The organism is Ruegeria arenilitoris, assembly GCF_013035425.1.
Classification (GTDB): Bacteria; Pseudomonadota; Alphaproteobacteria; order Rhodobacterales; family Rhodobacteraceae; genus Ruegeria; species Ruegeria arenilitoris_A.
This window is the reverse complement of the sequence record NZ_WQHX01000011.1, coordinates 73,160-97,510: the sequence shown is the minus strand read 5'-3', so window position 1 is coordinate 97,510 and position 24,351 is coordinate 73,160. Positions and strand designations below refer to the sequence as shown.

Sequence of the window (24,351 nt, the reverse complement as noted above, 5' to 3'; positions counted from 1 at the left end):
AAAGTTGACGAAGAACGGTGGCTTGGTCCCAGTAAATGTGTTCGGACGCGATTAAACCGTCCTCAAAATGAATGATGCCTACGTGCGGCACGGCAAGACGCAGGCCTGTGGCTTCGACACCGGGGACAAACCAATCCATGCGCAATGAATGTGTCAGATGGAGGATGAATTCATCCACAATACGGTTTTGTCCGACCGTTCTCGTGATGACCTCTAGTTCCGCATCTTCCGGAAGCTGCGGTATGAATACTTCGGCATAGAATTTCCTCAAAGCTTCGCGGCCAGTTGCTCCCGTGTTCACTGGAACATGTATTAGAACAGGATTGTCAGTCATGGTTGCGATTGCTTTGTCGGCGTCCTTGTGGGCGAATTCGCTTGCGGTATGGGCTTCCCAAACATCAATCAGCGCTTGGTCGTCTTTGGTGAACATCTCAATCTCCATTTGCGGCGCCAATCGCGCTAAATCATTAAATTACTAAAAACAGTTTGGTTTACATCTGCAACGTCGATACTGCAGTAAACTATCCAAACCTATTTCAGCGGCCAATACACTCAGGTCGTCTCAATGAAATGCAGCGCGATTGTAGACGCATTTGATGAAGCCTTGGCATGTTTGAAAGTAAGCAACTAACCTTTAGTCAGTCATGTTGCCAATTCGAGTGTTTTGCCTCAATTAGGCTAAAACTATCTAATTCAATAAATGACTTAAACGGCGGCTTTGTCCGCAAGGCCGTCGTTCAAGCAGAGTGCGGCGAACGTCGGCTCGGAGCGGCGGTCCCGATCACTCGTACTATTTCCATTTGATTGAGCAGCCAATGGATTGCGTTTGCTCTTTGGGACCCTGACCAGTCTCTGCGACTTGCCTCATAGCTTCGTATAATTCGCGTGGAAGATCTTGCTGTCCAGGTGTCATGCGCGTTGCGTCCAAGCGACCCCGATATTGTAATTCAAGCTCAGCATTGTAGCCGAAGAAATCCGGAGTGCATGTTGCTCCAAAAGCTTTGGCAACAGACTGGTTCTCGTCATGCAGATAATGGAAGGGAAAGGAATGTTTTAAAGCCATTAGCTTCATGTTCTCAAAACTGTCGGATGGATGCTTTTGAGCGTCATTCGAACATATTGCGACAACACCGACACCAAAAGCGATCAAGTCTGAGCTGTCACGGATTATCTTGGCCAGTATCGCCAAAACGTATGGGCAATGATTGCAAATGAACATCACCAATGTTCCATTGGCGCCTTTTAAATCGGCAAGTCCATACATTTTCCCATCCGTGCCGGGCAAAACGAAGTCTGGCGCAGGTAGTCCAAAATCACAAACCGGGGGGCTAATAGCGGCCATTTCAAGCTCCATTTTTGCACGCAGTCGCACACCAATTCTCATACACTCTTATCAAGGTGTCGTCAGAAAAACTCGGATCAAGCGGGTCGGTGCGGTTTCGTAGCGAAGTCAGTTGCTTTTGATCCAGCGACAATAGGCTTCTTGCGAGATCGCGCTAGTTCTCAATCACGCCAGCCAGGGTTGTCGCGGTCTAATATGCGTTTGATCGCGCTGAAATGCGCCTGAACCTGCGTTAGGTCGCTCTCCTCATTTATCTGGCGAGCGGTCTGCTCGACAGTCTGCTGCGGAATAGAACGCAACGGTCTGCAGTGCATCTTCGCCAAGGTCTGCACCTGAGCCGCACGTTCAAGATAATAAAGGTCGTCAAACGCCTTTTCGATCGTCGGGGCAGTCACTACGACGCCATGGTGGCCGAGGAACGCGATAGGTTTGTCCGCCATCGCATCCGCGATGCGGTTCCCTTCTTGATCGTTAAGTGCAAGACCGCCATAGCTGTCCTCATACGCGATCCGGTCATAGAACCGTAACGCTCCCTGCTCGACCATTTCTAGACGCCCGTTTTCGACGAGCGTCAGTGAGGTAGCGTAGGGCATGTGAGTGTGGAGAACGGCCTTTGCCGACGGTCTATTGGCGTGGATCGGCGCGTGGATGAAGTATGCCGTCGCTTCCACAGAATGATGGCCGTCGAGAACGCGCCCATCGCGATGGCACAACACAATGTCCGAGGCTTTGACCTCCGACCAGTGCAGCCCTTGCGGATTGACAAGAAATTCTTCTCCGTCATCAGAGACAGCGAGTGAAAAGTGATTGCAGATACCTTCGCTAAGCCCAAGTTTGTCCGCATAACGCAGCGCTGCGGTTAAATTCTCTCGTGCCTCCTGTAAATCCCGTTCCATCCATACTTCTCCCTCTGATCATCATTCGAGCTGCATTTAATGACACGTCCCAAATGATAGCTAACGCATCAATGGTAGGCAAAAAACGTCAAAATCACTATCAGAATGACCTCTTAACGCGACGAACCGCTCATCTGAAAAATAGTCGAATGATTGTATAGAGCCTATCGCGGACAAGGTACGAACTGGAAACGAACGTGTTCCCAGAGTAAGTTCGTTACAGATCCATTTTAGGAACGAAAGCCACAATGAAGGTTGCGAACCTGCGGGGCGTAGTCCCCTACTTGCCAACGCCATTGACCCCCAAGGGCCAAGTGGACGAAGGCGCGCTACGCAAACTCTCGGAGCACCTAATTAACGCTGGTGTGCATGGGCTCACGCCGCTGGGCTCGACTGGAGAATTTGCATATCTGGACTTTGCAGCAAAGGAACAAGTTGTTTCGGCGACGGTAGACGCTGCCGCCGGCCGGGTTCCGGTAATTGCCGGTGTCGCAGCGACAACAACCTGGGACGCAATTGTACAGGCCAGGCGATGGGCGTCGATAGGGGCGGATGGAATACTCGCGGTACTAGAAGCCTACTTTCCAGTCCCCGAAACCGGGGTCGTGGATTATTTTTTGGCTGTAGCCGATGCAACAGATTTGCCCGTAACGCTCTACACAAACCCCAATTTTCAACGCTCTGACCTATCAATCGATGCCATAGAAAAGCTTTCTCATCATCCAAACATTCTTTTCGTCAAGGATGCTTCGACCAACACCGGCCGCTTGCTCTCGATCCTAAACCGCACTGAAGGCCGCATTGGTGTATTCGCAGCATCCTCTCACATCACCGCTGCAGTAATGCTGATCGGCGGAAGAGGCTGGCTTGCCGGTCCTTCATGCATCGTTCCAAAACAAAGTGTTCGCCTCTTTGATCTCTGCGAGGCGGGGAAATGGGACGAGGCGATGGCCCTTCAACGTGAGCTATGGACCGTGAACCAGGTCTTTGCCCGCTTCAATTTAGCAGGCGCTGTGAAGGCAGGCTTAAGGCTCCAGGGATTTGACTGCGGGCAGCCCGCGCCACCACAGGCCGCGCTGTCTGACGCACAGATCAGCGTCGTGAAAGCGGCGTTGGAACAGGTTGGCGCTCTTTGATCTTTTGCCCAGATGGGAATGTCCGTTTCGTCCGCGTAGCGGTCGTTGGCTGGACGATCGGTCAAAGGCTGCTTTGTCCACAAAGCGGAAGCTCTCGCCGACTGCAGCGAATGACCTTATCGAGCTCAAATTAGACCTTCGGCATAATTAAGAATTTTAGTTCAATGTCGGTTTAAACGTGCACATTCTTAGGTCAGGGAGTTTCGCTTGATGATCAAAGACGCTAGGATTGTAGTTGAGGCAACAGGCAGGTTAACGTTATGCGCAGTGCAATATTCTTGCCCTTGGTGGTATTTTTCCTAAGCGCCATTGTCTTAGCTCAATCCGCGACTGCAGCTTCTCTTGGGCGATACGAGGTTTTTGGCGTTGAAGACGGAGACATGCTGAAATTGCGAGCAGGACCGGGAATAGGTTTCAACGTGATAGTGGGCCTTCCAAATGGAACCGCTTTACGAGTTCACAGTTGCGAGCAGACCGGCGGCACCCGTTGGTGCCGCGTATCCTTGCAACGTGCGCGTGGTCTGAAGGGATTTGTCTCTTGGGCATATTTGCGAAAAATTCGATAATAGGACTGCGGCGACACCACCTAAAACGCCCGGGTTTTGTCAGCAGAAGCTAAAATGAGTTGATAACGGAGTTTTTCTAGTCTCAGCCAATACTCTACGCATAGTAGTCTTTCAACCAAATGGCAGCGAATAGCTACATCGAACACAAAGTGAACCTTGAAAAGCCAGTTGCTTCGTCAACGTACAGGACTGCCGAACTGTTTCCCTTCCGGTGGTTTGCGAAGTCCAACAAGATCGGCCATAAATTTTTGTGAACGTTAGCACATGCAACTACAGCGCGCCAAAACAACACGCCGCAGCTTATGCGATCTGGAGATAAATTTTGGAACGTAGGCTAGCAGTGATAGTGGCCGCCGATTTTGTGGGTTTTTCGCGAATGATGGGCGAAGATGAAGCAGACACTGTCAATGCAGTGCGAAAACTGCGTTCTGAAACCTTCGATCCCATTCTCGCGGAATATGGCGGCGCAATCCTCAAATCGATGGGGGACGGATGGCTTATGGAGTTTTCAAGCGCGGCTGGTGCAGTAAATGCGTCCATGCAAATTCAGGATCGTATGCCGAGGCACACGCCAATCGCCTTGCGCATAGGAGTAAATATCGGCGATATCACAAAAACAGAAGAAGACATCTACGGGGATGGGATCAACATCGCGTCTCGTTTTGGGTGGCCGCGATACTCAAGATAGACAAAGCCGCTCGTGCAGCGGCCTCGGAGGCATCAGGATCCATGCTTTGAGCAACGGGTGGACTAGTTGAATTTGCAGTTAAAAATGCCGCGAAAACTAAGATTCGTCTCAATGTACAGGCTCATTTGCCAGAAAAAATGGAAGACTAAGCGATGTCCCATTAACTTAGCATGGCACGGATAAGAATGCCGCGCCTTTTGCCATATATGTTTTGCTGTCAATCAATTTGATCTCGATTGTGACGCTCTAAAGACACCCGTTCGAGTTTTGTCGGTTGATGAGCCGATTTCACCGATCGATGGTACCGAAGCGAACGACAGCTTTGTCCGCAGACCAGACGTTCGGCTAACCACTTAACGCGGCGCTGCAGCGAATGACCGCTCTGAGCCCCACTCGACGGTTGCTGCGTCGTCACCATTTGTCGGCTTTAAGCGAATGGTATCGGAAAGGTCGAAAACGCATCGTCCTGCGGTGCGTATCCAAGCACTTTGCAAGTCTCGGTTAGATCAAGCCGCTTAAACCGATTGTTAGAGATGCCGTGCGCGATAAAACTCCCGTCGATCTCTGCTTGGACTGCGCGATCAATCAGGTGCGTCGCATCGCGATGACTAAGCCACGCGCTTAGGTCACGCATGGTTTCAAGTGGCGGGCCGTCCGCAGGTTCGAACGCCCCTATTCGCAAGGAGACGCAGGACATGCCGTGCTGCGTCGCATAAAGCGAACACAAGGCTTCCCCATAGCACTTTGAGACGCCGTAGAGATTGGCCGGAGCAACAGCCATTCCCGGAACGATTTGCCGGTCTACGGGGTATCCTTCGATGGTTTGCGCGCTGCTCGCGAAGACGAAGCGGCGGACGTTTGCCTGACGAGCAGCTTCGATCAAATAGGTTGTCGCCAATATGTTGGCAGGCAGCACTTCGTCAATTTCTGCATTCGGGTCGGGTACGCCTGCGAGATGTACAACGGTATCCACTCCTTGACATAAAACCGCTGCAGCATTTGCATCCGAGAGATCAGATCGCACGAAATGATGCTGACCTGAAACAGGGTACGTGGGCTCATTCAAATCGGTCAGCACAAACTGATACCGCTCTTGATATGCGGCAAAAAATGCCCTCCCAATCCGACCCGACGAACCAGTTACAAGCACCTTCAGCATGGTCTGTCCCCCAATCTCTGCGACACGGTGGTTAGCCCTAAAGTGACTGTAAGCCAAAGGAAAGCAGACATTCAGTTCAGTCTGCTTTTCGGTAACTTTGTCCGCGAAGCGATCGTTCATGCGGAACAATCGCTCCGCGCTGTGGCTAACAGCAGGTTTGTCTGCAAGGCAGACGTTGACGGAATTTTGCCGAATGACCGCACCGAGCCCGGAGCCGTCGTTCGATTTCAATTAAACTGGCGTGCTTTCTACGAAACAGCCAGAGACAATGACTGCATGATCGAACGTGCGGTCTTTGCTTGTATCAGATCCGAAGGCTCAGTGCGCCCACGTTACCTCATATCCTCATACTCCGATAGACGAGCTATCACAACGCGGCGAAGTGCGGTCATATCGATGTCGATTGCGGTGAATACGCTGCCTGCGTCGAAAACGAGGCCCAACAGTTCCGGATCCGAGGAGAGAAATCCGGCGGGTTTGCCAAGGGCACGCACGCGGTGAATGGTGTTGACGATCGCCTCTTTGACATCGGGGTGTTTCAAATCTCCTGGGCGCCCTAGGCTGGAGGCCAGATCCGCTGGGCCGACGAAGACGGCATCAATGCCGTCTGTGGTGGCAATCTCTTCAAGATTGTTCATGGCTTCTCGCGTTTCAATCTGAACAATCAGGCAAATCTCTTCGCGTGCTTTAGTGAAGTAATCGGGGATTGCAGCAAATCTGTTTGCGCGTGTACCTCCGGCAACCCCGCGCAAACCGGCGGGCGGATAGGTGACTGCCGCCGCTGCACGCCGCGCCTCTTCTCCGTTCTGCACATATGGCACAAGAATCGTCTGTGCGCCGATATCCAGCATTTTCTTGATCTCAGCGACGTCGAGGCTTTTCACCCGTACAACCGGTTCCACCGGATAGGCTGACATGGCATGCAACCCGTGCAGAACTTCCTGAACATCGCGCGGAGAATGTTCGCAATCGAGTACGATCCAGTCATAGCCGCACCCGGCCAGCATTTCACTCATGGCGGGGTCGCGGATCGAACTCCACAAACCCAGTTGCTGGTTACCTTGCAGGATGGCTTCTTTGAAATGGTTCTTTGGCAAGTCCATTGAGGGTTCCTTTTCAATTTACTGCTATGAGCAGGTCTTGCACGGTATACGCCAGATTTTTCCCAGTCTGCTATACACCTTAAAGCGGACATTCGACAAAAGCGCTCAGATGACCGCCTTGAGCCCAAAGCAGACCTTCTCGACCAGTAGATCTCGCCGCTGCAGCATTACTTCTCGTTAACCGGAGCGTCGCGGCGCAGATTAAAGACCGGACATTCATGCTGGCTGCGGCGAAATTCGGAGGCACTACGCTCCGTCGCGGACAAAACACTCGTTGTCTCTGGGGCCGCTGCATGGACTAAACCCACTCGATCGAAACCGTCTTCAACACCGCAGCGAATAAGCCGTCGTTGCGCGCAACAGCGGCTCATTGTAGACTTCAAACAGGGGAGGTAGATCCATGCGTTGGATTATTGCCATCTTTACAACGGCATTCTTTATACTTGGGCCCGCTCAAGCAGGTCAGTTATTCGATGCTGCAAAGCAGGGTGATACAGCGACCGTTAAGGCTCTGTTGGAAAGCGGTACCTCGGTTGATGAGCGGGGGCCGAACAAGGCTACGCCCTTGATTGCTGCTGCGTTGGCTGGAAACATCGAAACCGCTGCGGCTCTGATCGAAGCAGGGGCTGACGTGATGGCGCGTAACCACAGCGGTTTCACTCCACTTCACGCGGCTGCCTTCGGTGGTAAGATTGAAACAGCGCAGCTGCTTCTCGCCAAAGGCGCAGACGTGAATGGACGCATCAACAGGGCCGAAAAGTCACCAATCTTCATGGCGGCCGATGAGGGTCATATCGAGATGATCGAGCTACTGCTCGACAACGGTGCGGATATTGTGACACTCGATAACGATGGCTTTTCGGTTCTAATCCGAACGATGTTCCGTAAACACTATGATATCGTTGGGCTGCTGAAGCAGAACGGAGCCACTTGCCCCCCGCCAGATGCCTTCGGCCCGGAATTTCACCGCCTGTGTTTGGAGGCAGGCACATAAGGTAGGGTCAAAAAATGAACTTTCGACTTCTGATGAGCGGGCTGTTTATTGCAGGCATGACCACGAGTGCGCTGGCGGATGAGCCCATCAACACTGGGCCTTTCGGCGATGTTGCAATCAAGGGTTATGATACTGTTGCCTATTTCACCGAAAGCCGTGCGGTAAAGGGATCAAGTGAGTTCGCATATGATTGGCTTGGCACGCCATGGCACTTCAACAGCGCAGAGAACCGCGAACTGTTTAAGTCTGACCCAACCAAATACGCTCCGCAATACGGCGGGTATTGCACATTGGGTGTCGGCCTTGGGGCCAACGCGTCCGAAAACATCGACCCAGTAAATTCCTGGCGGATCATCGATGGGAAGCTTTACTTTATATCGGACCCGACCGGAGCAGAAATGCTTGACCACCCAGAAGGGGAAGCGGTGATCGCCAAGGCGGATGCGAATTGGGAGAAGACCAAGCCGCTGGCAGCCAAGGATTACTCCAATTGATGCGCACCTCGGATGATGGTCATCCGCCAGGGCTAAAGTGAAACAGAATATGCGGGTTGATGTAGCTGTAAGGCTCGCTCGCCCCGACGTCTTCTTCGGCATTTTTGTAGACCATGCCACAAGCCGGGCGACCAAGCGAAAGACCGGGTTGTTGTAAGCACAATGTGTCGTCTTTCACAAATGCCGATCCAGTGACAAACAATGTGGATGCGCGCAAGGCCATACTTCCGTTCTCTGAAATCTGCATCAAGCCGGGTCCGCGGCCTTCGAAGTTTCCCTGCCATACGTTGCCGTCGATCAGAGCGGTAACCGCGTCGGCAGATAGCTTTTCGCGAGCGCCAGGTTGAAAGTTGAAGGGCCATTCCTGCACGCCCGCAGTCAACATTGCATCAATGATCCGATCGAGTTCTTCCTGCTTCCGAAAATGCGCAAACAAGACCTTGTAGAGTTGCGCCGAAGTATGCGGAGCAAATTCGGCCACCTCGTCTGCAGTTGCTTGCGCCTTTTGCGTTTGGCCAGCCTCTCCATAGGTGGCCGCGAGGATGTTAAAGTAGTCCTCAATACCTTGAGAATTGCCTTTTATCTCCTCAAGGATTTCGACGGCACGTTGGGGACGCCCTGTCAGAATATAGGACAAGCTTGCGATCTGACGTGCATAGCCCGGCAATAGTGGGTTGAGACGCAGAGCCGTTTCGAAATTCTCGATCGCCTCTTCATGTCGGCCGTAGAAAGTTTGCGCAAAGCTCAGCGCAAGATAAGCAGATGCTTCACCGGGGGCCTTCTCGACAGAAAGCTGCGCCGAGCGCATCGCTTCCTCATACCTTCGATCCACAGTCTGCAACTCGCTTAATACGGCAAAAGGCATCGCCGCATCGGGATCAATTTCTAAGGCACGACCGGCATGTTCGTAGGCACGTTTCCGGGCGACCGGAAAGGGCAGCACATCGTCATAGTTACGGCGCATGATCAATGCCTCGGTGCGGGCCTGTGCCGCGAATGCCCTGGCAAAAGTCGGGTCGATTGCGGTTGCGTCCGAATAGAGGCTCAACGCTTCGCGCAGCCCGGGCCGAAAGCCGCTGCGAGCGGCTTCTTCGGCTCTGAGAAAGAAGTCATATGCTTCCAGATCCGTTGTAGGTAGGCGTTCGATCCGCTCCTTTTCGGACACACTCACATCCACACCAAGTTGATCAATGATCTCGTTTATCAGGCCAGCTTCCATGGAGAAAATATCAGCTTCGTCTCGCTCCAACCGCTCGGCCCATACTGTCTGCCCGCTGCTCACATCTGTCAGCCGCGCGTTGACCAAAAGCCGAGTTCCCGCTCTGCGCACGCTGCCTTCGAGAACATAGCCCACCCCCAACTCGCGACCGATGGCCCTGCTGTCGATTGTCCGGTCCCGATAGGAAAACGCAGTGTTGCTGCCGATCACCATCAGCCCGGCGACTTTCGAGAAATCTGTAATCAGATCGTCCGTGAGCCCATCTGCGATGTAGCGTTCCGCGTCTGGCAGCCCGAGGTTTTCAAAGGGCAACACAATGAGAGAAGGCAGCCCGTCCTCTGCCGCGATGATTTCACTTTCAGCGCCGCCGAAAAGGGCAACTATACCATCACGCAATATAAAAGCGGCACCTGAAAGAATCGCTATTACGGCCACCGCCGCGACAGCGCGTCGAACTTTGAAGCGAAACAGTGAATTGTATTTCGAGCCATTCGGGTCCGCCATCCGAAATACCGTGAGAGGCTCAGGTATGTTTTTGACCCGGTGGACACCCGCAGATTCAAATGGCTTACTGACTTTGCCGCGCGTGTGTTCGTAAACCTCGCGCGAGATGCAGATGCCTCCGGGCGTAGCTAGGGGTTCCAGGCGCGCCGCAATGTTAACACCGTCTCCGTAAATGTCGTCGCCATCGATGATCAGATCTCCCAGGTTGATACCGATCCGCAATTCGATACGCTGGTGGGGATCAATGGTGTCGTTTTTGTCCTTAACCGCCTCCTGTATCTGGATCGCAGCCTCCACGGCATCAACAACGCTTGCAAATTCGGCCAGCAGTCCGTCGCCGATAAGCTTGACGATCCGCCCGTTCTTTTCATCTATCAAACGGGTGAGGATGTCTTGGCGCACCGTGGTCAAACGTTCGAAGGTGCCCACCTCATCCTCGGCCATCATACGGCTGAAACCGACTACGTCTGCGGCGAATATGGCGGCAAGCCTGCGTTCCAAGGTTTGCCCCTCTCCTCCAAATATGGGCAGTACTGCGAAGGTAACACTGAAAAAACGTGACGGAAACTGCGCTCGCTCAAAATATTTGGTTGGGCGGGTGCTTGTCGTTCAAAGGTACGGTGGCGCAACAAGCCAATTTTCTCCGCAGCAGCATAAGGCAGCTTGCTCCGCATTTGAGACATTATATCCGAGCGAAGCGAACGGCCTGATTAAGTTTTGGCCTATATGCATGATTTGAACGTCCGGTATCGAGAAATCGTGCTGCGCTGTCGCGGGCGATACCGTGACACTGTCGAGCAATCGATTTGATTTTCGCTGCGCCAGCATCGGGCGGCTTTGTCCGCAGAGCGGTCGCTAAAGATGTTTCTGCTTAACGTCCGCATCCAGCCCAGAGCGGACATTGATACGTTGAAGCAACTAGCTGTCGCCGATAGGGTTTCATAGAGAGGTTTGCTGTTATGTACACCCTGATTGAAACTGTAGTTGTAGGAGGCGGGCAAGCTGGTCTTTCCGTCAGCTGGCATTTAAAACAGGCTGGTCTTGATCACGTTGTTTTGGACCGCGGACAGATTGGCGATACATGGCGTAAACGTTGGGATTCGTTCTGTCTTGTCTCTCCTAACAAACTCTGCCGACTTCCGGGTTTCCCTTACGAAGGGGATGATCCTGATGGTTTCATGCTCCGCGATGAGATCGTTAACTACATCGAAGACTACGCAAGAAGTTTTCATCCGCCTTATCGAACGGGTGTAGAGGTGACTAGTATTCAAGCCAGTTCGGGACCGGGTCGGTTCGAGTTGACCACATCGGACGGCTTACTCAGAGCCCAGAACTTAATAGTCACCGTTGGCACTCATCAACTCCCGAACATACCAAATTGGCACTGCGACTTACCTTTAGGAGTTACGGGCATACATACATGCGACTATCGCAACTCTGCGAACCTTCCGGACGGTGCGGTGTTCATCATTGGCAGTGGCCAATCAGGGTGTCAGGTCGCTGAGGACCTGCATTCATGCGGTCGCGATGTACATCTTGCGGTGGGCAGTGCGGGCCGCATCCCACGTCGCTATAGGGGTCGCGACATTTTTGAATGGGACTTGGCGACCGGGTACATGAACTTGCCGGTAAAAGATCATCCCAAAGGAACTGCTATCCGGTTTAAAGCCCATCCACATCTCTCTGGACGCGAGGGTGGTCGTACAATTGATCTGCGCCAGATGGCGCTGAGCGGGATCAAGTTACACAGCAAGGTTGAGGGTGTTCAAGGCGGGTGCCTGGCTCTGGCGGGCGGGCTTGAAGAGACACTCAAAGCAGTGGACGATGTGTGTAACGCGGAGATGGAGAGCATCGACAAGTTCGTTGCGGAGAATGGATTTGATGATCCTAAGGAAGTTGTTGTCCCGACTAACTGGCAGCCCAAACCTGAATCACCATTCTTCGACTTGGCTGCGGCGAATATCTCGACCGTCATATACGCAACAGGGTTTCACCGCGATTTTGGATGGATCGACTTGCCAGTCTTCGATGAGAGTGGCTATCCCCAATATGAGCGAGGTATTACGGAAATAGCAGGCCTATACTTCTGCGGACTTCATTGGATGCATACACAAGGGTCAGGCCTGTTTTACGGCGTGGGCGAGGACGCGGAGTACGTAGTCGATCACCTGATTTCCAATTCAAACAAACAAGGTGAACGACAGCATCAAGCCTAGCTTGGATCGAAGATTTGCAACTTTGACTAGATCAATTTTTGAGAACTGTGCGCGGATACAACTTGAGACTGAGAAATAAGCCAGTTGACGAACACCTTAGCCTCGGGACGCTGAAATTCTGCCTGCGTCTGGATGTAGTAGACGCCGAAGAGTGGCTCAGAGAACAATTCAATCATCCGTCCAGATGACAAATCTTCTTCAAAAAAAGCTCTGGCAGAATAGGTGATACCGTCACCCCGGCGAACTGCGGTCATGATCAGGTTCCCCGGCATGTGATTAATGGTCAATGGCTCGGCAGGAACGACCCCGTGATAGGTAAACCAGTCAGCCGCTTCGTTAGTGCCCAGTTCCTGTAACCAGGGCAATTTCGTTAGAGAGGCCGGATCACGTAGGTCTTGGCCTCCCACCAATGAAGGCGCACCAATTACGACCATGTCCGAGACAAGGACAGTGTCTTCCTCTTTTCTTGGCATGCGTCTATCGCGATACCGAATGGCGACATCGATACCACCCGGGCGTATCTGTACCAGCTCCGAGGTTGGGTTCAGCATTAGAGTGATCTCTGGGTGCTGGCGTTGAAACTCTGCCATTCTCGGCAATAGCCACTCCACTGCGAACGCCGGAGACATAGTTACTTGAACGGGACGGTGCGCTGCATGTTCCGCCAGTCGTTCGACACCCCTTCCGATAATTTCAAAGCCGATACCCAGTTCGCGTGCAAGAATGATGCCTGGTTCTGTCAATTCAATGCTGCGCCCACGTCTGGAAACGAGAGCTACACCCAAATGCTTCTCCAACGATTTCACCTGTTGGCTGACTGCAGCTTGGGTCACGTTCAAGCGTTCAGCCGCCACGGTGTAACTTCCAGCTTCCGCAACCGCTGAGAAAGCGCGCAAAGCGTTCATCGGGGGAAGGTGCAACCAATCCATACAGTAGATTTTCTAATGTTTAGTTAGACTATTTGAGTCGCATGATATCGGCATTCTTGACATTATTCACGGTGAAATCTGTTTTGGGATTATGAAATATGAGAGCAGACGCTTCGTTATCGAAGTCAACCTAGCCGCACGTCATGAGAGTTTGTTACGATGGAAAAACTTCAAGGTGGATGTTACTGTGGAGCTGTTCGATACCAGATAGCAAACCCACCGGGGTGGTCGGGTCATTGCCATTGCCGTTCATGCCAAATGGCTCTTGGCGGCGCCTTTGTAACTTGGGCTAAGGTAGCCGCCGAAGACTTCGCAGTTATCAAAGGCGAAATCCAATACGTTGAGAAAACTCCGGGTATTCGCCGCGGGTTTTGTCGTGACTGTGGAACGACGTTGACCTATGCCGCCCTACATGAAGTTGAGGGCCAAGACTGGAGCGCTGACGCGTGGTTTTCTGCTGTGACGTTGGATGACCCATCGATTGCACAACCCAAAGCCCATATTTTTGTTTCACATCAGCAGCCATGGATAAAACTTGACGATGGGCTGCCGACGTTTCCTGAGTTCTGAATAGCTTTCTTGCGCAATAGGAGGAGAATACGATGGACATTGCCTATTCATATGCCTGCAAGGATTGCGAGGGCATGGAAGCCTGCCCTGGAAAAGTGGTTGCAGCGACCAAGGACGAAGTATGGAAACTCATGGAACTGCACGCGGTGGTCGCACACGGAGAAGATCCCAGCTCGTGGGACGCCGACACTCGAGAATATCTGGGAACATTGATTAAACCCGCTTGATCAATTCTGTGGAGCATCGGCACTCAACGAAATCTCGGCCTTGAAGCTCTGTTTGGATCGCTTGTCGGCGAGCGGCGGCTTTGTTGCGAAGGACAGGTTTGGTCTGCCAACCAGCTAATCATGCACACTGCTGGGATCGGCAGCTCTGAGCCCAAAGCCGGCACAGCAGAGGGGCATTTGGCAAGCTAGGTTAGCTCCCTCCCTTATCTAATCACCCTTGTAGTAACCGATCTGATCACCTTCGGTGGTGCATCCCAAGCCGTTAAGCAGACGATTTGAATAGTTAAAGTATGCACAGACCTGATTTACTTCCAGGATTTCACCATCTTCACAGCCGGCGATCTTGAGCGCTTCAAAGTCCGAACGCACCATTTTGCCAACATCGGTTGTCAGCTTTGCCGCATATCGCAGGAGAGCGAGTTCCTTGCCGTCGAATTCATCCTCCGGTCGCTGTGCCTTCAGTGCGACAAAGATGCGGTCACTGCGAGCCTGATCTCTGATCAGGTTGCGGACGTTCATGAAATGATGAGTCAACGAATAGGTGCAATCGTTCAGGATCGATGTGTAACTTGCGATCACCTCCAGAAACCAGAAAGGCAATTCGTTTTCGTCCGAATGCAGCACCGAACGGTACAGGGTGACATGGCCATTCATCGTCTCTGGCCGCAGAGAATGAACCCGCATGACCGTATCCACGGTGCCATGCGGTGTTCTTGCGTGCTCCAGAAGCTCTTTCAGCCGGGGGCTCGCGTCTTCGTCGGATACCATCTTGATCCATGCGGTCATGTTTGCTCTCCGGAAATGGCCTTGGCGACCTTGTTGCGGAACCGCATGGCGCCTGCGTCAAGCGCCAGGTTCAGATAGCCGTTTTTGCGTTTTGCCATGCCTTTCTGGACGTGTTCCAGCACCTCCTGATCTTCCTTGAAAGCCATCTTGGCTCCCTCGAACATACGTTCTGACAGGACGCTATCTTCTGCGTGCATATTGCGGTGCTGGAACCAGAAGTAGCGGGAGGTTGTCGCATCGATCGGCGTAATGAAATTGTAGGATATGTTGATGAAAGCGTTTGAAGACAGCGGCCTGTCATATCCACCTTCTGAGGCTGGCGTGTACACCGACATGTTGATTGCCGTCGACGGCAGTCGGCATTCGTAATGCTGCTTGCGATCACAGGTCGGGCCAAAGGGCAGCATGTCCCTGTAGTAGGGCGGTGGGGCCTCGCCCATCACCCAGCGAGAGACGATCACTCCGTTATCCATTTCTTCCACTTCCAAAGGGCGGTTGTCTGTACCGGCGCCCGCGAAAGAAGTCAGATGCACCCAAGCAACGTGGCTGGGGTCCAGCAGATTGTCGATGATATAAAGGTAATGGCACTGCATCGACATGCCGCCTTTGGGAGTCTTACCCCAATCGGGGTTGTCGAAATTCGGAATTTCAATGATGTCCCTTACATCTGCGCGCTCCGGCGCTCCCATCCAAAGCCACAAAAAGCCCCAGCGGTCTGCTGCCGGATAGGAATGCACGGCGGCGCGCCGAGGCGGGTTGTCAAGCTGAGTCGGGGCGATCACGCATTCGCCGGTGCAATCGAAAGTCAGCCCATGGTAGCCGCAGACAACATTGTCTCCCGCCAGCGTGCCCCGCGACAAAGGCAGTTTACGGTGCGGGCAGGCGTCTTCCAGTGCTGCGGGTTTGCCGGCGGTATCGCGGAAGATAACGATGTCCTCGTCCAGCATGCGCAGTGGCGTCAAGCTGCGGTCAAAGTCTTCGGACAGACCGGCCACATACCAACAATCACGGATGTACCCGGTCGATCCTGGCAGGTCGGGTCTCATGCGTCTTTGGCCTCAGCGGCGTAAAGGTCGTAAGCCTTCAGCGCCTTGGCGCTAAAGGCATAGGACGGACCACCGCCCATGTAAGTGGCCATGGCAAGCGCTTCGCAAAATTCCTCTCGTGTTGCATTTAGACGCACGAGCGACCGCACATGGAACCCGATGCAACTGTCACACCGGGTTGCAATAGCGATACCCAAGGCAATAAATTCTTTGGTCTTTTCCGACAAGGCGCCATCTGCTTTTGCGGCTTGACCCATTATGCCGAACCCTTTGAAGGTTTGGGGGATTTCGCGGTTCAGCTTGTCGATGTTGGCCTCGGTTTCGGACATGAAGTCGTGCCAGTCCATGATGATCCTTCCTTCAGAGACGTTCGTCTGCACCCATGCGGCGCTCAAGCCAGCGCACGCCTGCGCTGATCAGCAATACCAGCACAAGGTATTCGACAATCAACAACGAGTATATTTCAAGAGGACGATATTCGGTTACTACCAGTTCATTTGCACGGCGCGTCAGTTCCTGCATACCGATGACTGAGGCAAAGGCACTCATCTTTACGATATAAATGAACTGGTTCGCCAAGGGCGGCAGAATACGCCGTAGGGCTTGGGGCAGGATTACATACCGCATAGTCTGATAGTAATTCAGACCTACAGTCTGCGCTGCCTCGCTTTGCCCGCGTGCGATGGACTGGATGCCTGAGCGGTAAATTTCGGCCGTAAAAGCGCTATCGGAAATCGCCAGCGTGATGATCGCGCCCCAGAAGGGATCGATAGGGATATTCAATCCGATGGATTTGAACACGATGGGCAACCCATAAAACACCCAGAACAGCATCGGCAGCAGCGGGATCGAACGGATGAATTCAACGTAGACTCGATTGAGTAGGCGCAGCCATCGGTTGCTGGATTGACTTGGCAGCGCAACGATCAGACCCAGCACGATGGAGATTGCAGCAGCGATCACGGAAATAAGGATCGTTGCGCCCATGCCAGAGACCAAAAACTTAATATTGGTCCAGCCACCGGGTGTGCGCGGATCAATGACGTACCAACCCCAGTTGCCCGAAGCCGAGCATCCCGACAGCAAAAGTAAAAGCGACAGTGGAAGGATCAGTCTCTTCATGCCTACCCCTAGTGCTGCAAAATTTGGCCGAGGAATTTCTGACAGCGCGCGGTGCGCGGATTACCAAAGAATTCTCCAGGACTGCCGTGCTCTACAATCTCACCCTGGTCCATGAAAACCATCTGATCCGCGACCTTTCGAGCAAATCCCATTTCGTGGGTGACCACGATCATGGTCATTCCTTCCAGCGCCAGTTCGACCATCACGTCCAGCACTTCCGCGATCATCTCGGGATCAAGCGCCGAGGTGGGCTCGTCGAACAGCAGCACCTTGGGCTCCATGCAAAGGGATCGCGCAATGGCCACCCGCTGTTGTTGCCCTCCCGACAACTGTTTGGGCAGTTTGTCCGCCTGCTCCGGTATTCGCACCCTTGTCAGGTAGTGCCGGGCGCGGTCCTCTGCCTCTACCCGGCTGAGGCCGCGTGCCTTTATCGGGCCAAGTGTCAGGTTGTCTAGCACACTGAGATGGGGAAACAGGTTGAATTGCTGAAACACCATCCCAACATCGCCTTGTATCGACGCTACGGAATTCGGATCGTTGGTCAGTTCCTTGCCGTAGAGGTGAATGGTCCCGCTCTGATGCTCTTCCAGCTTGTTGATGCAGCGGACCACAGTGGACTTGCCCGAACCGGATGGTCCGCAAATCACCACTTTTTCGCCGGAGCCGACTGTAAGGCTGATATCTTTGAGAACATGGAAGTCACCGAACCATTTGTTCACTGCAACCAGCTGAATGGCTGGATCGTCCATCAATGTTCCCCCTTTGGGCCGAGCTGACGTGCAAGATCACAGCCTATTTGATTTCTTTAACCTATCAAGCAAGTATGGCGCATCAAACCAAAAACCACATACCACCAACGGGAGAAATATTATGATAAGACTATGCAGGGCGGCAGCGGTTGCCGCGATTGGCCTGACGTTGGCCGGGGCTGCGAACGCGCAATCGGCGCTGAACGAAATTCTGAACTCGGGTGTTTTGAAGGTCGGCACCACCGGTGACTGGAATCCGATGACCGTAAAGGACCCCGCCACGAATTCTTACAAGGGTTTCGACATCGACATCATGAACGAACTCGCCGCAGACCTCGGCGTCGAGGTCGAATTCGTCGCGACCGACTGGAAGACCCTCGTCAATGGCGTGGTCGCGGGCCAGTACCACATCACCGGATCCGCCTCGATCTCACCCCCGCGCATGAAGGCAGCCGGGTTCTCGGAAAGCTATATCTCGGTCGAGATTTTTCCGTTCACTACCAAAGAAAAGGCGGGCAACTTCTCAGGATACGAGTCCATCAACAAGCCAGAGGTCAAGGTCGCGACCACACTCGGCACGACCTTTGAAAAGCTTGTACGTGAATGGTTCCCCGATGCGGACATAATGGTCGTCGAAGCCCCAGCGCGTGGTTACCAGGAAGTGCTGGCAGGACGGGCTGATGTTTTCATCACATCGAATATCGAAGGCTCCACATTGGAAGAAAAGTTTGACGTAGTGCGCGTGCCTGAAACCGGCCCCCGGGCACCTTCACCCATTGCGATGCTGTTGCCCCAGGATGACCAGGTTTGGATCAACTATGTGAACAACTGGGTCAAGCTGAAGAAGGCCAAGGGCTTCTTCGACAGCAACAAGGCCAAATGGGGCCTTTGACCTGACAACATTATGCGGCGGGGTCGTACGGACCCGGCCGTCTTGTCTTTGGAGGGTGTTATGGAGCTGGGCTTGATGACATGGCCCGAAGTGGAAGCTCGATTGACCACAGGTGTCTGCGTGATGCTGCCCATCGGATCAACTGAACAGCACGGCCCGATGGGATTAATCGGCACCGATACAATCTGTGCCAACAGGGTTTCCGTGGCAGCAGCTCAGATATGCGATTGCGTCGTGGCGCCACCCATCGCTTACACTCCGGCGCCGTTCAACACAGGATTTCCCGGAACGGTCTCGATATCCTCCGAGTTGCTCGAGCAGACGGTCTTGCAGGTCTGTCAGGGGCTTTTGGCGCAGGGGTTTCTGGGTGTCTTCATCGTGAACGGACATGGTGCGAACCTTGCTCCCGCACGGTCCGCGGCTTCCGCCTTGCCTGAGGGTTCAGTACATATCCAAAGCTGGTGGGACCCCGAACCAGTCGCCCGGATGCGAGAGGAATTCTTTGGCAATTGGGAGGGTATGCATGCCACCCCATCCGAGGTTGCGATCACGCAGGCGCTTCACGGCTGCAAACCTTCCGGCGTGGCATTCAACCCGCCGAAGAAACTTTCGCGCGCCTATATCGCCGCACACAGTGGTGACAGGCATGGGCCACCGGACGAGCATCGCCGCCAATTCCCCGATGGCAGGGTCGGGTCGCACTCAAACCTTGCGACGCCGGATCTGGGGAGGGAATTATTCACCGTTGCCTCAAAGGCCTTGGCAAACGACTTTGATACGTTCAGCGCAATAAGGCAAAAGACGCTCTAACCGATATCCATCAATCCGACGTTGCGGTCCGGATTGGCAAAAATCTCTGCCGCGCAGGGGTACTCCGCCAGAATGTCTGGTCCGCCTTCCAGCCGGTCAAGGTGAAACGTCCCGTCCTCCCAAACGCGCAAGCCATCAATCTCGATTGTCGGATCAAAAATGTTCCACGAAATCTCCCCTGGCGCGTAAGCACCGCAGGTGTGAAAATGCAAAACCCGTGGATTGCCGAAAGCTGAGCCGCCCCAACGTTCGAAGTTCTCCCGGATGTCCCACGGAAAACCACATCCGGGATGGATGCCGGCGTGCCAGGAATGTACGAAATTGCGATCGACGCCCAGACTGGACGATACCTGATCATAGTGTTCGTTGGCAGCTGCAACATCTGCCCTGCCGCCTTCAAATCCAGTTAACTGACCAGCCTCGAGAATTGCGAATACGGGCCCCTCAAACTCTACCGTGTAGCGATCATAATAGGCGGATCCGGTACCTGTCAGAAAGCCGCCCAGTGCGACACGTCCGGAAAACAAATCCGCTGAAACAGGAGAAAAGACGGACATCGGGAACCGCATCGAGGTCGTGTCCTTTGCTTCGGTCGTCCCTTGCGGGACACTACCCGTCACATGGGTGCCGGCCCGGCACGTCAGGCCAATAGTTCGCGACTTCAGAATACAATCGTCCACTGCGTCCTTTGCCCGACAAAATGCACGGTAGTCCGCAAACCCGAAGGACGAGTTCAACAGTTGGCTGTTGAGCGCAAAACACACGACAAATTTCGGGCCCGGCGGCATTTCGGAGAAGCGCAATTGGTCACCCAGCCGTGACAGGAAAAGCACCACATCGAAGAGCGAGAAGTGAGTCTTCAGATCTTGCGGCAAGTCGCATTGAACAGCATTGAAACCAACATCTATCATCGAAACGTCGAGGCCCATCGCGCGCGCGCCAGCCGCTATGTCGTGACGGATATCGAGATCAAAATAGCCGAAGTCTTCATGCTCAAAGGCTATCAACAGACGATCTCCTGCTTTCGCTTCGGCACAATTGACCAAGAGATTTCTAACACCTGAAAGAGCGTTCAATCGTCTTGAAGTGGACATTCCTAAACCCTCAACACCTTCCAGTATTTTTGAGCCGTGTTTCCTCATACAAAGAACAAAGTGCGTTACTTCAATTGTCAACGCAAAGATGTCCAGCGGCCTCCTTGCCCGGCGATGGGTGACAGCAAATACTTAAGTTTCTTGGTAATTGTTTGATGGTTATGCAGTTGTGCGTGTTCCGGTATAAAGTCCGGTATCTTAAAGCTGCAACACAATGTTCGGGTCGAACGATCAGCGACTGCAGGCCGGAACTATTAATGGAAGAAATTTGATCGAAAGTCTGGAAAGTCCGCATTGCGGTCGCTGGAAAGAAGATCGGCCAACGGCTGATCTGCCGAGAGCAGACGTTCATGCAAGCTGCAGCGAACGGCGGCCTTGAGCCCAAAGCGGATTCCAGTTTTTTCAGTTAAAAGTGCCAATCCGAGAATAAGAGGTCTGACAAAATGGACATGACGGATCCGTAAAACGGCAAAAGTGCTCAGATGACCGCGTTGAGCCCAACTAGGACGTCCGTCTCAAGCGCAGTATTGGACAGGATGGTCGGAAAGCGGTCGTTCGGTGTCATGTCCCGACGCCAGCTATGCCGACAAACTTTTCATTGCGCTTGGTTTTTCGAAGCCCCGTGACTTTGGTTTCGTCCCAGCCAGAAAAAAAAATAGTTCAAGGTCTTTCCGATCGCATTGCGCGTCCTTTGATGCTGCTGGAAATCGAGGCGAACCAGCCAAGACGCCACAGAGTGCGCGAACTAGAATATGTCCGGTTCCGGCACCGGCCCTCCGAAATTGCGCCTGAGGAAGTCGAAGTCACATCCTTTGTCCGCCTGTTCAATGTGTCGCGAAAACAACCAGCCGTATCCACGTTCATATCGAGGTTCGTGCGGTGTCCAAGCGGCGCGGCGGCGGTCGAGCTCGTCGTCGGGAACTTTCATGTTCAACGAGCGATTCGGCACATCCAACTCTATGATGTCACCAGATTCGACGAGCGCCAGCGGGCCGCCAACAAACGCTTCTGGTGCTACGTGGAGGATGCACGCTCCAAAGGATGTGCCAGACATGCGAGCGTCCGATAGGCGGACCATGTCGCGATGACCCTGATTCAGCAGGGCTTGCGGCATCGGAATCATGCCCCATTCCGGCATTCCAGGACCACCTTGCGGTCCAGCGTTGCGCAGGATCAATACATGATCCGGCGACATTGGATAGTCCGGGTCTTCTATGATTGACTTCAGCTCGGGATAGCTGTCTGCAACTATCGCCGGGCCGGAATGGGTCATGAATTTCGGATCCATCGCGGCAGGTTTAATAACTGCGCCGTCCGGGGCTAGGTTTCCCTTAAGCACCGCCAGCGAACCCTCATGATAAACAGGATTGGACAGGGGGCGAATAACATCGGGATGATAGGTGCGAGCGCCTTTAATGCCTTCCCCCAGAGTTTTTCCAGTAACGGTTATCACGGATAAATCCAGCTTCTCACTCAGTTCGCGCATCAACGCCTGCAAACCACCCGCATAGAAGAAATCTTCCATCAAGTAATCGGACCCTGAAGGACGGATATTGGCGATGACTGGGGTCGAACGCCCGACCTCGTCCAAATCTTCCAACGTCAGCGGCACGCCTGCACGCCGCGCCATTGCGATCAGGTGGATGATTGCATTGGTTGAACACCCTGTGGCCATTGCCACCATCACCGCGTTTCGGGTGCTGGCAGGTGTCATGATTTTGTCAGGGGTCAGATCCTCCCACACCATGTCGACGATCCGACGACCACAGGCAGCAGCCATGCGTTTATGGCCAGCATCAGGCGCAGGGATGGAGGAAGCGCCGGGCAATGTCAGTCCCCAGCCATCGGCGATTGACATCATGGTGGCGGCGGTTCCCATCGTCATACAGGTGCCGTAACTTCGTGCGATGCCACTTTCTATTCCATGCCAATCTTCCTTTGAAATGTTGCCTACGCGCCGTTCGTCCCAATACTTCCAAGTGTCGGTGCCTGACCCTAACTTCTCCCCGGCATAATTGCCGCGCAGCATGGCGCCCGCTGGCAGGAAAATGAAAGGGAGCCCCATGGCGACTGCCCCCATGACCAAGGCCGGTGTGGATTTGTCACAGCCCCCCATCAAGACAGCCCCATCCACCGGATGCGACCTTAACGCTTCTTCCACCTCCATCGCGCCCAGATTTCGGTAAAGCATTGATGTCGGTTTCAAAAATTGCTCAGCAAAGTCCATGACCGGCAACTCTACCGGCATCCCGCCAGCCTGCAAAACACCACGTTTCACCCATTCGGCCCGGTCGCGTAAGTGGTGGTGACACGGGGATAGGTCGGACCAGGTATTCAGTATCGCGATAACCGGTTTGCCCTCCCAGTCTTCATCACACAAACCCATCTGGCGGGCACGGGAGCGATGTCCCATCGAACGCAAGTCATCCGGCGCAAACCACCGCGCCGAGCGCAGATCTTTGGTTGTCTTTTTGGTCATCAGTGCACCTCTATTTCGCGAAACCTTGCAGAAATAAACACAGGGTGTCGAGGGTCATGTCAGAAGAACTTGTCTTGAGGCGGGCAGGGTGGTTGCGTAGCCTCTGCCCATGACCAAACCTGCCTCTTTCAAGTATTTCAAAACCAGTCCGGAGATCATCTGCCTGGCCGAGATGCTTTATATCCGGTTTAGGTAGCGACGCGGTGAGCATGTCCGTATAAGGTCGGATTGCCGAGTTCCTCGAAGGCGTCATTGGCGAGGGATCGTGATGCACAGCCTATGAGCTGTAAACGACGGTTGACTAAAACGCGTACACTAGGCAACCGCTGAAGCGGTCATGCTTGCGATGGTACTGGTGCAGTTTCCTCTAAAAGCCTCTTCGATTTCAGAGAGGTCCAGAATTCGCTGGGGATCGGAGTTTTGAACCACGTAACAATCTGTTCTAGCTCCACCTTGTTCCTTGGCCCTGGAATAACGGAGGAAATAATTTCATGGCCAAGGGGGAATTGCAGCGCAGCCGCCGGCAGCGGGATCGAAAATGCTTCTGCTTCTGCGCTGAGCGCTCGCGCCTTTTCCACGATTTCGGCTGGAGCTTTGGCGTAGTTCCACATTTCCCGGCCGACAAGAATTCCCGAGTTGAAAGGACCGCCACAAATGATCGAAGTGCCCGCCGCCGCGCAGGCCGGGAAAAGCGTATCCAAAGGCGTTTGTTCCAGAAGTGTGTAACGACCCGCCAAAAGAAACACGTCCCAGTCACCAACACCTAGTGCTTCCATGCAGACCTTGTTTTCATTGACGCCTAGGCCAATCGCTTTGACATTGCCGGATTTGCGCAACTCATCCATTGCGCGATACCCGCTTTCGGAAAGGTCTTGGAAATGCTGGACGTTTTCCTTTCCGTGTTGGAATGTGCCGATATCATGAGCTAGGAGAATATCTATGCGATCGAGCCCCAGCCGTTGCAGGTTGTCCTCATAAGCGCGCATGATGCCATCGTAGCTATAATCATAGACGACATGGAAGGGCAGCGGATCAATCATCCCGTAGTCCATCGGATTTTCGACGGCCCCAGGATGCAGCAGCCGACCTACTTTGTCGGAAAGAACGTAATCGGTGCCGCGCAGCACGTCGCCCATCACCCTTTCGGACCTACCAAACCCATACCAAGGAGCTGTGTCGAAAAAGTTGAGGCCCGCTTTTCTGGAGGCTTGAATTAGTTCGGCGGCTTGTTCATAGCCCAAGTCCGCGAAGTTACCCCCGAGCGGAGCGCCGCCGAGCCCGAGCACGTCAATCATCAACTTTGTACGTCCGACCTGTCGTTTTTCCATCT

The 24,351-nt window shown here is 53.5% G+C and carries 25 protein-coding genes and 1 pseudogene; 11 read left to right on the top strand and 15 right to left on the bottom strand.

Translation table 11 applies throughout. The features are described from left to right. From GOV45_RS21615 to GOV45_RS21605, 3 genes are all read right to left on the bottom strand, one after another. Positions 1–430 (bottom strand): nuclear transport factor 2 family protein (locus GOV45_RS21615; protein WP_217362472.1); only part of this gene is annotated, 430 nt, incomplete at its 3' end. A gap of 360 nt (positions 431–790) precedes the next feature. Then, positions 791–1,342, bottom strand: coding sequence for a thioredoxin family protein (locus tag GOV45_RS21610; RefSeq protein ID WP_170482064.1), 552 nt, complete (start codon positions 1,340–1,342; stop codon positions 791–793). A gap of 161 nt (positions 1,343–1,503) precedes the next feature. Further along, on the bottom strand, positions 1,504–2,238 hold the full coding sequence (locus GOV45_RS21605; RefSeq protein WP_170482061.1) for an aldolase: 735 nt from the start codon (positions 2,236–2,238) through the stop codon (positions 1,504–1,506). 248 nt (positions 2,239–2,486) lie between these two features. Between GOV45_RS21605 and GOV45_RS21600 the strand changes: the two genes are divergently transcribed. The 3 genes from GOV45_RS21600 (at position 2,487) to GOV45_RS21590 (ending at position 4,628) form a co-directional block, all read left to right on the top strand. Then, the gene (locus tag GOV45_RS21600) at positions 2,487–3,374 is read left to right on the top strand and encodes a dihydrodipicolinate synthase family protein (RefSeq protein ID WP_170482058.1); all 888 of its coding nucleotides are present in this window, start codon (positions 2,487–2,489) and stop codon (positions 3,372–3,374) included. Positions 3,375–3,634: 260 nt separating this feature from the next. Next, a complete protein-coding gene (locus GOV45_RS21595; protein WP_170482055.1) occupies positions 3,635–3,940 on the top strand; it encodes an SH3 domain-containing protein in 306 nt (101 codons plus the stop codon). Positions 3,941–4,262: 322 nt separating this feature from the next. Then, positions 4,263–4,628, top strand: a complete 366-nt coding sequence (locus tag GOV45_RS21590; protein ID WP_170482052.1) for an adenylate/guanylate cyclase domain-containing protein — start codon at positions 4,263–4,265, stop codon at positions 4,626–4,628. Between the two features lie 427 nt (positions 4,629–5,055). Here the strand turns inward: GOV45_RS21590 and GOV45_RS21585 are convergent, their stop codons facing one another. Together GOV45_RS21585 and GOV45_RS21580 are read right to left on the bottom strand one after the other, a co-directional pair. Continuing rightward, entirely contained in the window at positions 5,056–5,907 is an 852-nt protein-coding gene (locus GOV45_RS21585) for an NAD-dependent epimerase/dehydratase family protein (protein WP_217362471.1), read from the bottom strand. Positions 5,908–6,119: 212 nt separating this feature from the next. Continuing rightward, complete coding sequence (locus GOV45_RS21580) at positions 6,120–6,890, bottom strand: HpcH/HpaI aldolase family protein (protein ID WP_170482049.1); 771 nt, start codon at positions 6,888–6,890, stop codon at positions 6,120–6,122. 400 nt (positions 6,891–7,290) lie between these two features. Here GOV45_RS21580 and GOV45_RS21575 point away from each other — a divergent pair, with 400 nt between their 5' ends. Together GOV45_RS21575 and GOV45_RS21570 are read left to right on the top strand one after the other, a co-directional pair. Then, positions 7,291–7,884, top strand: a complete 594-nt coding sequence (locus tag GOV45_RS21575; RefSeq protein WP_170482047.1) for an ankyrin repeat domain-containing protein — start codon at positions 7,291–7,293, stop codon at positions 7,882–7,884. A gap of 14 nt (positions 7,885–7,898) precedes the next feature. Then, a complete protein-coding gene (locus GOV45_RS21570; RefSeq protein ID WP_170482044.1) occupies positions 7,899–8,378 on the top strand; it encodes a YHS domain-containing (seleno)protein in 480 nt (159 codons plus the stop codon). A 19-nt stretch (positions 8,379–8,397) separates the two neighbouring features. Here the strand turns inward: GOV45_RS21570 and GOV45_RS21565 are convergent, their stop codons facing one another. After that, the gene (locus GOV45_RS21565) at positions 8,398–10,602 is read right to left on the bottom strand and encodes an adenylate/guanylate cyclase domain-containing protein (RefSeq protein WP_170482041.1); all 2,205 of its coding nucleotides are present in this window, start codon (positions 10,600–10,602) and stop codon (positions 8,398–8,400) included. 458 nt (positions 10,603–11,060) lie between these two features. Between GOV45_RS21565 and GOV45_RS21560 the strand changes: the two genes are divergently transcribed. Then, on the top strand, positions 11,061–12,317 hold the full coding sequence (locus GOV45_RS21560) for a flavin-containing monooxygenase (RefSeq protein WP_170482039.1): 1,257 nt from the start codon (positions 11,061–11,063) through the stop codon (positions 12,315–12,317). 26 nt (positions 12,318–12,343) lie between these two features. Here GOV45_RS21560 and GOV45_RS21555 read toward each other — a convergent pair whose 3' ends face one another. Continuing rightward, positions 12,344–13,222, bottom strand: a complete 879-nt coding sequence (locus GOV45_RS21555) for a LysR family transcriptional regulator (RefSeq protein ID WP_170482037.1) — start codon at positions 13,220–13,222, stop codon at positions 12,344–12,346. 183 nt (positions 13,223–13,405) lie between these two features. Here GOV45_RS21555 and GOV45_RS21550 point away from each other — a divergent pair, with 183 nt between their 5' ends. Next, a complete protein-coding gene (locus tag GOV45_RS21550) occupies positions 13,406–13,816 on the top strand; it encodes a GFA family protein (RefSeq protein ID WP_170611189.1) in 411 nt (136 codons plus the stop codon). Between the two features lie 32 nt (positions 13,817–13,848). Beyond that, the gene (locus GOV45_RS21545; protein ID WP_170482033.1) at positions 13,849–14,043 is read left to right on the top strand and encodes a DUF1059 domain-containing protein; all 195 of its coding nucleotides are present in this window, start codon (positions 13,849–13,851) and stop codon (positions 14,041–14,043) included. A gap of 207 nt (positions 14,044–14,250) precedes the next feature. On the opposite strand, the gene GOV45_RS21540 is transcribed toward GOV45_RS21545, so the two are convergent. The 5 genes from GOV45_RS21540 to GOV45_RS21520 are packed head-to-tail and all read right to left on the bottom strand — an operon-like array spanning position 14,251 to position 17,746. After that, on the bottom strand, positions 14,251–14,829 hold the full coding sequence (locus GOV45_RS21540; protein ID WP_170482031.1) for a carboxymuconolactone decarboxylase family protein: 579 nt from the start codon (positions 14,827–14,829) through the stop codon (positions 14,251–14,253). After that, positions 14,826–15,875 carry an aromatic ring-hydroxylating dioxygenase subunit alpha gene (locus GOV45_RS21535; protein WP_170482029.1) on the bottom strand — a complete coding sequence of 350 codons (1,050 nt, stop codon included), beginning with the start codon at positions 15,873–15,875 and terminating at the stop codon, positions 14,826–14,828. The genes GOV45_RS21540 and GOV45_RS21535 overlap by 4 nt, the downstream gene beginning before the upstream one ends. Then, positions 15,872–16,222, bottom strand: a complete 351-nt coding sequence (locus GOV45_RS21530) for a carboxymuconolactone decarboxylase family protein (RefSeq protein WP_170482027.1) — start codon at positions 16,220–16,222, stop codon at positions 15,872–15,874. Before GOV45_RS21530 ends, GOV45_RS21535 begins: the two co-directional genes overlap by 4 nt. Before the next feature lie 13 nt (positions 16,223–16,235). Beyond that, a complete protein-coding gene (locus GOV45_RS21525) occupies positions 16,236–16,997 on the bottom strand; it encodes an amino acid ABC transporter permease (RefSeq protein ID WP_170482025.1) in 762 nt (253 codons plus the stop codon). An 8-nt stretch (positions 16,998–17,005) separates the two neighbouring features. Then, positions 17,006–17,746 carry an amino acid ABC transporter ATP-binding protein gene (locus tag GOV45_RS21520; RefSeq protein WP_170482022.1) on the bottom strand — a complete coding sequence of 247 codons (741 nt, stop codon included), beginning with the start codon at positions 17,744–17,746 and terminating at the stop codon, positions 17,006–17,008. A gap of 121 nt (positions 17,747–17,867) precedes the next feature. Between GOV45_RS21520 and GOV45_RS21515 the strand changes: the two genes are divergently transcribed. Further along, the gene (locus GOV45_RS21515; RefSeq protein ID WP_170482019.1) at positions 17,868–18,638 is read left to right on the top strand and encodes a transporter substrate-binding domain-containing protein; all 771 of its coding nucleotides are present in this window, start codon (positions 17,868–17,870) and stop codon (positions 18,636–18,638) included. A gap of 60 nt (positions 18,639–18,698) precedes the next feature. Next, positions 18,699–19,448, top strand: coding sequence for a creatininase family protein (locus GOV45_RS21510; RefSeq protein ID WP_170482016.1), 750 nt, complete (start codon positions 18,699–18,701; stop codon positions 19,446–19,448). Here the strand turns inward: GOV45_RS21510 and GOV45_RS21505 are convergent. Together GOV45_RS21505 and araD are read right to left on the bottom strand one after the other, a co-directional pair. Continuing rightward, entirely contained in the window at positions 19,445–20,542 is a 1,098-nt protein-coding gene (locus tag GOV45_RS21505; RefSeq protein WP_170482014.1) for a hypothetical protein, read from the bottom strand. The two genes, GOV45_RS21510 and GOV45_RS21505, sit on opposite strands and share 4 nt — an antisense overlap. Positions 20,543–21,287: 745 nt before the next feature. Continuing rightward, complete coding sequence (gene araD / locus GOV45_RS21500; RefSeq protein WP_217362470.1) at positions 21,288–23,021, bottom strand: L-arabinonate dehydratase; 1,734 nt, start codon at positions 23,019–23,021, stop codon at positions 21,288–21,290. Positions 23,022–23,130: 109 nt separating this feature from the next. Between araD and GOV45_RS23675 the strand changes: the two are divergent. Next, positions 23,131–23,211: pseudogene (locus tag GOV45_RS23675) on the top strand (IS6 family transposase); the annotation flags it as partial. A gap of 145 nt (positions 23,212–23,356) precedes the next feature. On the opposite strand, the gene GOV45_RS21495 reads toward GOV45_RS23675, so the two are convergent. Continuing rightward, entirely contained in the window at positions 23,357–24,349 is a 993-nt protein-coding gene (locus GOV45_RS21495; RefSeq protein ID WP_170482010.1) for an aldo/keto reductase, read from the bottom strand. Between the last annotated feature and the right edge of the window lie 2 nt (positions 24,350–24,351).

Bases quoted from the DNA above. Each gene is read 5' to 3' on its own strand.
- GOV45_RS21545 (WP_170482033.1), top strand. From the start codon at position 13,849: ATGGACATTGCCTATTCATATGCCTGCAAGGATTGCGAGGGCATGGAA.
- GOV45_RS21530 (WP_170482027.1), bottom strand. From the start codon at position 16,222: ATGGACTGGCACGACTTCATGTCCGAAACCGAGGCCAACATCGACAAG.
- GOV45_RS21585 (WP_217362471.1), bottom strand. From the start codon at position 5,907: ATGAACGATCGCTTCGCGGACAAAGTTACCGAAAAGCAGACTGAACTG.
- GOV45_RS21495 (WP_170482010.1), bottom strand. From the start codon at position 24,349: ATGGAAAAACGACAGGTCGGACGTACAAAGTTGATGATTGACGTGCTC.
- GOV45_RS21555 (WP_170482037.1), bottom strand. From the start codon at position 13,222: ATGAACGCTTTGCGCGCTTTCTCAGCGGTTGCGGAAGCTGGAAGTTAC.
- GOV45_RS21515 (WP_170482019.1), top strand. From the start codon at position 17,868: ATGATAAGACTATGCAGGGCGGCAGCGGTTGCCGCGATTGGCCTGACG.
- GOV45_RS21570 (WP_170482044.1), top strand. From the start codon at position 7,899: ATGAACTTTCGACTTCTGATGAGCGGGCTGTTTATTGCAGGCATGACC.
- GOV45_RS21505 (WP_170482014.1), bottom strand. From the start codon at position 20,542: ATGTCCACTTCAAGACGATTGAACGCTCTTTCAGGTGTTAGAAATCTC.
- GOV45_RS21595 (WP_170482055.1), top strand. From the start codon at position 3,635: ATGCGCAGTGCAATATTCTTGCCCTTGGTGGTATTTTTCCTAAGCGCC.
- GOV45_RS21520 (WP_170482022.1), bottom strand. From the start codon at position 17,746: ATGGACGATCCAGCCATTCAGCTGGTTGCAGTGAACAAATGGTTCGGT.
- araD (WP_217362470.1), bottom strand. From the start codon at position 23,021: ATGACCAAAAAGACAACCAAAGATCTGCGCTCGGCGCGGTGGTTTGCG.
- GOV45_RS21550 (WP_170611189.1), top strand. From the start codon at position 13,406: ATGGAAAAACTTCAAGGTGGATGTTACTGTGGAGCTGTTCGATACCAG.
- GOV45_RS21605 (WP_170482061.1), bottom strand. From the start codon at position 2,238: ATGGAACGGGATTTACAGGAGGCACGAGAGAATTTAACCGCAGCGCTG.
- GOV45_RS21535 (WP_170482029.1), bottom strand. From the start codon at position 15,875: ATGAGACCCGACCTGCCAGGATCGACCGGGTACATCCGTGATTGTTGG.
- GOV45_RS21560 (WP_170482039.1), top strand. From the start codon at position 11,061: ATGTACACCCTGATTGAAACTGTAGTTGTAGGAGGCGGGCAAGCTGGT.
- GOV45_RS21600 (WP_170482058.1), top strand. From the start codon at position 2,487: ATGAAGGTTGCGAACCTGCGGGGCGTAGTCCCCTACTTGCCAACGCCA.
- GOV45_RS21510 (WP_170482016.1), top strand. From the start codon at position 18,699: ATGGAGCTGGGCTTGATGACATGGCCCGAAGTGGAAGCTCGATTGACC.
- GOV45_RS21610 (WP_170482064.1), bottom strand. From the start codon at position 1,342: ATGGCCGCTATTAGCCCCCCGGTTTGTGATTTTGGACTACCTGCGCCA.
- GOV45_RS21575 (WP_170482047.1), top strand. From the start codon at position 7,291: ATGCGTTGGATTATTGCCATCTTTACAACGGCATTCTTTATACTTGGG.
- GOV45_RS21540 (WP_170482031.1), bottom strand. From the start codon at position 14,829: ATGACCGCATGGATCAAGATGGTATCCGACGAAGACGCGAGCCCCCGG.
- GOV45_RS21525 (WP_170482025.1), bottom strand. From the start codon at position 16,997: ATGAAGAGACTGATCCTTCCACTGTCGCTTTTACTTTTGCTGTCGGGA.
- GOV45_RS21580 (WP_170482049.1), bottom strand. From the start codon at position 6,890: ATGGACTTGCCAAAGAACCATTTCAAAGAAGCCATCCTGCAAGGTAAC.